Origin of the sequence: Paenibacillus ehimensis NBRC 15659, from assembly GCF_004000785.1 — a bacterium.
Classification (GTDB): domain Bacteria; phylum Bacillota; class Bacilli; order Paenibacillales; family NBRC-103111; genus Paenibacillus_G; species Paenibacillus_G ehimensis.
The window spans coordinates 21,198-30,266 of record NZ_BILX01000076.1; the positions used below are offsets into that span (position 1 = coordinate 21,198).

Consider the following 9,069-nt stretch of genomic DNA (forward strand, 5'->3'; position numbering starts at 1 on the left):
GACGTTTAAAACTTCTCCGGATGAATCAAGGCATACGCCAAATAGATGAATACGAATAAAGTCAATCCCCCGATGACGATCATCGTCCGTCCCCTCCCGATTCCCCGGTTACCCGGTCGCACCAGGTCAGAAAGCCCCAGAACACCACGTAGGTTCCAACCAGCAGCAAAACCATGTACAAATCCGTCACTTTCCAGCGCCTCCTTCCGGGCGATTGCGCCCGTTTACTCCAAATGTCCGTCGATCAAAAAGCCGACATCGTCGCCGTTCGTATATATGACGTGATGCGCGCCAAGCCCCCTATATACGAGCCGGGGGCTCGGATTGCTCGTAATCAGATAAATCGGCCCGTTCGTCCACGTCCGGCAGATCTGAATGTACCGGCACGACAAGTTCAGGCTTTTCTCGAACAAAAATACCCGGCTGACCGCAAACTGCGGCACGGTCCACGACTCGCAGCCCGACGTATCGATCGTCACCACGTTCCCGACACCAAGCCCGGCCAGCCTCTTATGCTCCGCCTTGCTGTTGGCAAGAGCCGCGAGGCGAAGCTGCCGTCTTTGCAGCTCGCGGATAAAATTTTCTCCCGCCTTATTCGGCGCCGACACCAGAATATAGCCGGATGATGCTTTGGTCATTTTTTCTCGTTCTCCTCCTGTTCACTCCAGGAGAAAAGGCAACAAAAAAGAAGCCTGGGGCAAGAGGTGACTCTTCCCGCGGCTTCCAAGGCACGGTGAAACATACCGTGTCTTATGAGCTCACGACAATCGTTGCCTCTCTCTATACGCTTACGAGGTTAGCTGACGGATTCGGGCGTGAGAGTCGCCCTACCCCAGTGCATGCTTCGCATGCACGATGAGGATTCACCCCTCGGACCGACCGGCGCGTCTAACGCGCCGTCCTGTCCCGTTGGTTCCCCCGCTTCCCGGCGAGCCGGGAATTCAGCGATATACTGCATGGAATGGCTGTGCATTTTTTATAGGTTTACATATGGAACTGGCGTTCCCTTTTTCAAAAAAAGGCAATAAAAAACCACAGAGGCAGGAGCCCTGTGGTCGTTATACGATCACAAGCTTCATCATCCTCTCTCCATTCGAACATGGGCCGCGGCCGGCCGCTAAACGGCTGTTCGATCCAACGCTGACGAGGTTAGCTGACGGATTCGGGCGGTGAGAGTCGCCCTACCCCAGTGCATGCTTCGCATGCACGATGAGGATTCACCCCGGGGACGCATGGCTTTCGGCTCTCACACCGTCAGCGCAGGCTTCCCTTGTGGTTCCCCCGCTTTCCGCACGATCGCGGAAATTAAGCGATAAGAATTTGGAAACTGTAAATTTATGAATTGAATATTACGCTTGTCGGAAGCAACTGTAAAGAACGGCGGGAATGGCTCTGGAGCGAAATAGGGGAGGTTCGGGCGTATAAGAGCGCTTTCTCAGATGCGGTTCTTTTCCAATCTCTACAAATCTCACTATTTCTTCGTTTTTCATAAATCGCGAGCTTTTTCAGCGGTGTTCCCGGCTACAGCCAGATGCCGCTCTCGATCCGTGTCAAGCCATGGCCGGAGGCGTACATATAAGCAAATGCCTCGTAGGTTACCGCTCCCGTAAACACTTGAACAGACCTTAGCTCGAAACGGTAAGGCGGGTTCATCCGGTTAAAGTTCGATGCCAACTCCCCGACGGTTTCAAAGGCGACATCCCCCATCGCCAGCAGCTTGCCGCTGACCTTGCCTTCCCCGGGGGTTAGTGCGGGAAAACCGAGTCCGGTATCGTACAGAACGCCTCTCACCCAGGCTTCGCCGCTTAGAAGCTGAGAATGCCTGGATATAAACGGGTTGTCTTTGTGATTCAAGGAAACGACGCCATACACGAACAGATTCAATTCCGCGACCTCTTTTCTCTGGAAAGCCGTTTGAGCTTAACTATAGGGGAAAACTGTTAGAAATGTGTTAGGAACGGAAATTAACCCCGTAAAGGATCCCGCGGCAACCAAAAAAAGCTCCGTCAGCGGATCCGTCCCTGACCGTGCCTTCTTTGGCCGTTTAAAACACCGGTTACCCTTCCTTACCCCAAAGCAAATCCAATTTCTGTACATGATGCTGCGCATACTAAAACAATGAAAGCCCTGCCTCTCTTCCATCCTTGCGGCTCCGAAGACCGCGCCAGTGTGAATCAGTGTTACAACAATTCCTAATCATGGGAGTTCCTTGAATGAACGATTAACATGTGCGGAAACAACGCTGCTTTCTCGAGGAAAATCTTCCGTGTAGGGGTTGTATGAGGGTTTAAGTATATTCTTGCGAATATCGAATAAATTTACCATAGCTCGTCCCGGATGTCAACCCGGCAATCCGTTTGAATTTAAAAATCAATCGAGTTTTCGTCATTTTCGCACGAAAACGAACAAATTTGCAGCAAATGGAGGGATTTTCGTTAATACCTCGCGATTCGGAGTCCGCACACCCCGTGCATACCCCGGAGTGCCCCGCTCGCCGTTTGAGCGCCGGTATGCGTTCCGAGTATAATGGATTATAAGCAATCTTTATTTTTGTCCATTATTTGAACGTTTAAGGGAGGTGTACCTATCCACCTCACGCAGGGGATAGGGAATGATTGAGTAGTGACCCGTTACCTTTATTGCTTAACGCGGTTCTCATTATCGTCTTGGTGCTGCTGAACGGCTTTTTTGTCGCCGCGGAGTTCGCCATGGTCAAAGTAAGAAACAGCCGCATTGATACGCTCGCCCAAAGCGGCAATGTGAGCGCGCGGTTCGCGCAAAAAATTACGGGCAACCTGAACGCTTATTTGTCCGCCTGCCAGCTCGGCATCACGCTTGCGTCGCTGGGACTCGGTTGGGTCGGAGAACCGGCTATCGCCGCTTTTCTCGAACCGATCCTTAAAGATTGGCTCGGCTTAAACCCCGTCGTCATTCATACGATCTCCTTCTTGACAGCTTTCTCGCTCATTACCGCGCTGCATATTACGCTCGGGGAGCAGTTTCCGAAGACGTATGCGATCCGCCAGTCGGAGAACGTGACGCTTTGGTCCGCGCTGCCGGTAATCATTTTCTACAAGCTGATGTACCCTTTCATCTGGATGCTGAACGGCGCCTCGAACTGGATGCTGAAGCGCGCTGGCATCGAGCCGGCCACCGAGCACGAATCGGCCCATACGGAAGAGGAAATCCGCGTTTTAGTGAAAGAAAGCCATAAAAGCGGCTTCATCGACAATACGGAGCTTACGCTTTTTGACAATATATTCGAATTTACCGAAACGAACGCGCGCGAAATTATGATTCCGCGGACGGAGATGGCCTGCTTGTACGCCAACCTGTCGTTCGAGGAAAACATGGAAATCGCGCTTCGCGAAATGCGCACCCGTTATCCGGTATGCGATCCGGATAAAGACAACGTTATCGGCTTCGTTCACATTAAAGACTTGATGAAGTCGAACGGCGCGCTGACCGAGCTTCGCTCGATTGTGCGTCCGATCGCCAAAGTGCCGGATTCGATGCCGATCAGCAGGCTGCTCAAGCTGATGCAGTGGAAAAAAGTGCAGATTGCCCTGCTTATCGACGAATATGGAGGAACTTCGGGCATGGTGACGCTGGAGGATATTCTTGAGGAAATCGTCGGCGAAATCCAAGACGAGTTCGACCCGGATGAGCGGGCTCGCGTGGAGAAGAAAGACGAGTTCAACTACTCCATCGACGGTCTGATGTTAATCGACGAGGTGAACGATCAGTTCGGCCTGGAAATCGAGTCCGAGGACTACGATACGATCGGCGGCTGGATGTACTCCCAGGTAGAGCTTCCGCCCAAGCATGGACAGAGCGTCGTTTACCAGAACGAATTCGAGTTCGTTATCGAGGAAACGGACGATCTGCGAATCGCAAGGCTCGCCGTCCGCAAGCTGCAATCCGACTCACAAACGCAAACGGCTTGAATGCAAAAGAGAGGCCCTTCGATATGATCCCCTTACGGGAGACAGTGCACAAAAGAGTACGTGTTAAAATGGACTCGGCACTGTTCCCCGGAAGGGGATTTTGTTATACCGAAAAAGGGACAAAACGTTTCCCGCTGCAATGAAGCAACCACACGGAAGATCTTGCGCTTAAAGCCCGGAAAAGAGCCGGGGCTCCGAAAAAAATAGTAAAATGAACCAGCCCAATTTGGCTTTTCGAAACAGTTGACTATTGATAAAATAAGTTATATAGTTCTAACTATATAGACCGGTTGTTATAATTTTTTTTATGGATGGGGGTGACATCGTCTTTGGTAAAATCCAATAACACAACACGCAATAAGCTGATTGAAACAACAGGGAAGCTGCTCCAGCTTCATGGATATTCCGGAACAGGACTAAACGAGATTATCAAGCAAAGCGGGGCCCCGAAGGGTTCGTTGTATTATCACTTTCCCGAAGGAAAGGAACAACTAGCCTATGAGGCGATTGAACGGACTAAAGAGAATGTAACCAATTTTATCAAGGATAGTCTGGCACGTTACGACGATCCAATTGAAGCCATTCAGAATTTTATATATGATAGCGCTAAACGGTTTGAGGCTGATAGTTACTTCAATGGGGTGCCGATAGCTAATATTGTATTGGAGATATCAAAGACAAACGACAGACTGAGAGAATTATGCAGGAAGGTATTCGAATCTTGGCATGAAGCATTTGCAGATAAGCTTAAGTCGGGCGGATATTCCGATGAGGAATCCTGGGACTTAGCTATGACAATCAATGCGATGATTCAAGGAGCGTTTGTGATATGTCTTACTCGTCAAGATTCAAAACCGTTACTAGTTATGGCTGAACAAATTCCAGTTATGCTGATCAAGGGGAAATAATTTTATTTTCCGGATCACCCAACATTTCGTTTGTTGGCGTGATCAAAATTTTTTTCGCAAAATTATGTAGACCGGTCTAATTAAAAATAAAATGAAAACGTTTTTGCCTTGCCCCAGAGAAGAACGCTGATGTGGGATAAAGATCTAAATTATACATTTTAGTCATTTATTTGGGAGGAATCCGAAATGCACAAATTACAAGATATTTTGGAAGCCAGAGATTTCATCAGGAATAAGACTGATTATCGTCTAACGGTTGGGATGATTTTAGGTTCGGGGTTGGGAACGCTTGCTGATGAAATTGCAAACCCTTTCATAATTCCTTACAGTGAGATTCCCCATTTCGCAAAGTCTGAAGCTGTTGGCCATGCAAACGAATTAGTCATTGGACAATTAATGGGAAAAACGGTTGTAGCCATGAAAGGACGTTTTCACTATTACGAAGGCTTTTCTTTAGATGAAGTAACTTTTCCGGTACGTGTCATGAAAGCGTTAGGTGTAGAAGATCTAATCATCACTAATGCTTGCGGCGCGGTCAATACCAGCTTTAACCCGGGAGATTTGATGTTGATTACCGATCATATTAATTTAGTTGGTACAAATCCGTTAATTGGCCCAAATAATAGTGAATTGGGAACTCGTTTCCCTGATGTTTCTCAAGTATATAATCTTAATTTACGCCATATTGCTTCTCAGGTGGCTCAAGAACAAAACATTGTCTTACAGCAAGGAGTATATGCCTGGTGGAGTGGGCCCGCTTACGAAACTCCGGCTGAAATCCGTATGATCCGTACATTAGGAGCAGATGCCGTAGGTATGTCAACCGTCCCGGAAGCCCTCGTGGCCACTCATGGAAATATGAGAGTACTCGGCATTTCCTGCTTGACCAATATGGCATGCGGCATTTTAGATCAGCCATTAAGTCATAGTGAAGTCATTGAAGTGGCAGCTTTAGTAAGAGAGAAATTCGTTAAATTAGTAAAAGAAACAATTTCAAGAATGTAAGGTGAGTTGGAAAAGGCGAGGCTTCATTTTGAAGGGAAAGTTAAGTATATCCATCTCTTCAAAATGGAGCCCGCTTACGAATCCGGCTTAGTTATCTCAACCAGAAACGGTCACAAAAACTTAATTGTGCTTCAAGGTAGCTTTAACACTAAGCTTAGGGAGCGGACAACAATGAGTACAAAATTACGCCTTAGAATTATGATTTTTCTTCAGTTTTTCATTTGGGGATCTTGGCTTGTCACACTTGGCTCTTATATGATCAAGACCTTGAATTTTACCGGCACCCAAGTTGGACTCGTGTACAGCTCCAAAGGGCTGGCTGCAGTCCTTATGCCAAGTCTTATCGGTATTGTTGCGGATCGCTGGATAAAAGCGAATCGATTATATGGAATCTGCCATTTCCTTGGAGCGATCGCATTATTTGCATCTGCACAGGTTTCAGACCCCGGCACCATGTTTTGGTTGATGCTTTTTAATGCCATGGTTTACATGCCGACCATTGCGTTATCGAATACCATCTCTTATATTTGTCTGGAAAAAGACGGGCTGGACACCGTAAAACATTTCCCTCCTATTCGTGTTTTTGGAACGGTTGGCTTTATTCTTGCCATGTGGACGATAAGCATTTTCAACATTGAATTAAGCAACATCCAGCTATACCTTGCTGCCGGCGCTTCTGCCCTACTGGCCCTGTATTCATTCACCCTCCCCGACTGTCCTACATCCAATGTCAAAAAAGACAAATCGTTGGTAAGTCTTTTGGGGCTTGATGCTTTCGTCCTATTCAAGCAAAAGAGAATGGCCATTTTCTTCCTCTTCGCCATGCTGTTAGGCGCCGCGCTGCAGATTACCAATACATTCGGCAACCCGTTTTTACATGACTTTGCGCTGAACCCCGACTATAAAGATAGCCTTGTCGTTAGATTTCCGGCTATTTTATTGTCAATGTCACAAATTTCGGAAGTATTCTTTATTCTTGCCATTCCCTTTTTCTTTCGTAAATTCGGGATAAAAAAGGTCATGTTGATCAGTATGGTGGCATGGACATTGCGTTTTACTTTCTTCGCTTATGGAGACCCGTCGGGTACAGGGTTCGTCCTATTGCTATTATCGATGGTTGTATACGGTTGCGCATTTGACTTCTTTAATATTTCGGGAGCCATTTTCGTAGAAAAAGAAGTCGATCACCGGCTTCGTGCGAGCGCACAAGGCTTATTCATGACCATGGTCAATGGAGTCGGCGCCTATGTAGGCGCTATTATTAGTGGAAAAATCGTAGATTATTTCACTATAGACGGAGTCAAAGACTGGCAAAGTATCTGGTTGATTTTTGGAGCCTATACCTTGGTTCTCGCGATCATTTTTGCGGTAAGCTTCAAATATAAACATGACCGTGAAGAAATGAAGCATGTAACCGTTGGTCATTGACGGTCAGGATTGTTAGAAATATAACAAGCTAAAGGACAAACAAGGTGAGGCTATGAAAGGGATTGCATATGTTATATTAGGGGCTTGTTGTTACGGAGTATTGTCTACTTTTGTTAAATTGGCTTATAAAGACGGATTTATCGTTAATGACGTGGTTGGAATACAAATGTTCATCGGGGCGTTACTGTTATGGGGAATCGCGCTTTTTGGCGGTAGAAAGCGTACAAGCGCGAACAAGTATCTAAAGCCTAACAAAAAAGAAGTTTTACTGCTGACTGTGGTTGGATCTACAACTGGTTTAACAGGAATGTTCTATTATCTTTCCCTCCAATACATTTCTGCCTCATTAGCAATTGTACTTCTTTTTCAGTTTACATGGATGGGAGTGTTAGTAGAAGCTCTCATAAACCGGAAGATTCCGGAGAAAGGAAAATTACTGTCATTAATCCCTTTATTTATAGGGACACTTAGCGCAACCAATATCTTGACAACCGGGTTAAGCAGTGTTCATTGGTTGGGATTTTTATATGGATTCCTGGCAGCGGTGTCCTATACGATCTTTGTTCTTCTTAGCGGAAAGGTCGCTGTTCAGGTAAATCCCGTGACCAAAACAGCGCTTATGATTTCCGGTGGCTTTGCGATTTGCGCGCTCGTCCTGCCGCCAACTTTCTTCATGGATGGAAAACTGTTCATAGATCTGGCTCTAAAATTTGGCATCATCCTAGCATTTTTGGGACCATTTCTTTCAACCTTACTGTTTTCCAAAGGTGTTCCCCAAATAGGACCTGGTTTGGCCTCTATATTGGGAGCAATGGAACTTCCCACAGCCATTGTCATGTCAACGGTTGTATTAAAAGAACACGTGGGAGCTGCGCAATATATAGGCATACTGCTAATTTTGGCGGGCATATCTCTTCCTAAATTGTTAAAAAGGACCGTTTCGTGAGTAAATGTGTCTGTCAATCCCAGCATGGTCCGGAATGACAACTGGTATGACAAGGCATGCATCAAGTCCAGAAAAACAAGGCGACCTATCCCCGGTTAAATTCCGGAAAGCGATCGCCGCTTCATTTACCTCTTTTTACGTTGCGGACGGGACGGTGGAGTTCATGCTCCCCCGTCCCGCGTAATAATGAAACAGCATCTCTTCCGGCAGTTGCAGAAACAATTCCACGTACTGCTTATCGAACTGCGTGCCGCTGTGCCGTCGCAGCTCCTCCTTGGCTTCCTCCAGCGATATCCTTGATCGGTAAGGCCGGTTGGACAGCATGCTGTCGAAGGAATCGATAATGCTGCAGACCCGGGCGAACGCCGGGATGTCCCCCCCGCTTAAACCGTACGGATACCCCGTTCCGTTCCACCGCTCGTGGTGAAATTCGACGACGTCGATGATCGCCTGCTCCTCCGGCGCATGAATTTTCAATATGTCCGCACCCAGCACCGGATGCTGCTTCATCATCCTCCATTCTCTTTCCGTGAGCGACGTGTCCTTTTTCAGAATTGAGTCGGGCATGTAGATTTTCCCGATGTCGTGTAAGCAGCATCCGATCACCAATTGCCGGGTCTGCGCAAGATTCAGGCGCATCATCAGCGCCATGCTCTTCGCGAGCTTCCCCACCCGCAGACTGTGCTCATAGGTATCGACGTCCTTTTCCATTAACCGAACCAACTCTTGAGTGACTAAACGATCCCGCACGCGTTACCCCTCCTCAGCCCATGTGTCGCGCCCTGCCGAAATCCTTCAAGCCCCTCCTTTCCGTAGTCAGGCGTGATACAATAGA

The 9,069-nt window shown here is 47.5% G+C and carries 9 protein-coding genes and 2 riboswitches; of the genes, 5 read left to right on the plus strand and 4 right to left on the minus strand.

What is annotated here, in order from left to right; translation table 11 throughout:
• Positions 1 to 5: 5 nt before the first annotated feature.
• The 3 genes from PEH01S_RS36230 to PEH01S_RS28490 all read right to left on the minus strand — a co-directional run bounded on the left by PEH01S_RS36230 (position 6) and on the right by PEH01S_RS28490 (position 1,884).
• Complete coding sequence (locus PEH01S_RS36230) at positions 6 to 83, minus strand: potassium-transporting ATPase subunit F (protein WP_100085834.1); 78 nt, start codon at positions 81 to 83, stop codon at positions 6 to 8.
• A gap of 141 nt (positions 84 to 224) precedes the next feature.
• Positions 225 to 638, minus strand: a complete 414-nt coding sequence (locus PEH01S_RS28485) for a hypothetical protein (RefSeq protein ID WP_025852484.1) — start codon at positions 636 to 638, stop codon at positions 225 to 227.
• A 131-nt stretch (positions 639 to 769) separates the two neighbouring features.
• A riboswitch (cyclic di-AMP (ydaO/yuaA leader) is annotated at positions 770 to 957 on the minus strand.
• A 166-nt stretch (positions 958 to 1,123) separates the two neighbouring features.
• Positions 1,124 to 1,322, minus strand: a riboswitch (cyclic di-AMP (ydaO/yuaA leader).
• A 199-nt stretch (positions 1,323 to 1,521) separates the two neighbouring features.
• Complete coding sequence (locus PEH01S_RS28490) at positions 1,522 to 1,884, minus strand: gamma-glutamylcyclotransferase family protein (RefSeq protein ID WP_025852482.1); 363 nt, start codon at positions 1,882 to 1,884, stop codon at positions 1,522 to 1,524.
• 731 nt (positions 1,885 to 2,615) lie between these two features.
• Here PEH01S_RS28490 and PEH01S_RS28495 point away from each other — a divergent pair.
• The 5 genes from PEH01S_RS28495 (at position 2,616) to PEH01S_RS28515 (ending at position 8,234) form a co-directional block, all read left to right on the plus strand.
• Positions 2,616 to 3,947, plus strand: a complete 1,332-nt coding sequence (locus PEH01S_RS28495; protein WP_025852480.1) for a hemolysin family protein — start codon at positions 2,616 to 2,618, stop codon at positions 3,945 to 3,947.
• Positions 3,948 to 4,276: 329 nt separating this feature from the next.
• The gene (locus PEH01S_RS28500) at positions 4,277 to 4,855 is read left to right on the plus strand and encodes a TetR/AcrR family transcriptional regulator (RefSeq protein ID WP_025852478.1); all 579 of its coding nucleotides are present in this window, start codon (positions 4,277 to 4,279) and stop codon (positions 4,853 to 4,855) included.
• Positions 4,856 to 5,041: 186 nt separating this feature from the next.
• Entirely contained in the window at positions 5,042 to 5,860 is an 819-nt protein-coding gene (locus PEH01S_RS28505; protein WP_127489524.1) for a purine-nucleoside phosphorylase, read from the plus strand.
• 171 nt (positions 5,861 to 6,031) lie between these two features.
• Positions 6,032 to 7,288 (plus strand): nucleoside permease, encoded by a 1,257-nt coding sequence (locus tag PEH01S_RS28510; RefSeq protein ID WP_025852475.1) that lies wholly within the window; start codon positions 6,032 to 6,034, stop codon positions 7,286 to 7,288.
• Between the two features lie 52 nt (positions 7,289 to 7,340).
• Complete coding sequence (locus tag PEH01S_RS28515) at positions 7,341 to 8,234, plus strand: EamA family transporter (protein ID WP_127489526.1); 894 nt, start codon at positions 7,341 to 7,343, stop codon at positions 8,232 to 8,234.
• 135 nt (positions 8,235 to 8,369) lie between these two features.
• Here the strand turns inward: PEH01S_RS28515 and PEH01S_RS28520 are convergent, their stop codons facing one another.
• Positions 8,370 to 8,984: an HD-GYP domain-containing protein gene (locus PEH01S_RS28520; protein WP_025852474.1), complete on the minus strand. Its 615-nt coding sequence runs from the start codon at positions 8,982 to 8,984 to the stop codon at positions 8,370 to 8,372.
• Between the last annotated feature and the right edge of the window lie 85 nt (positions 8,985 to 9,069).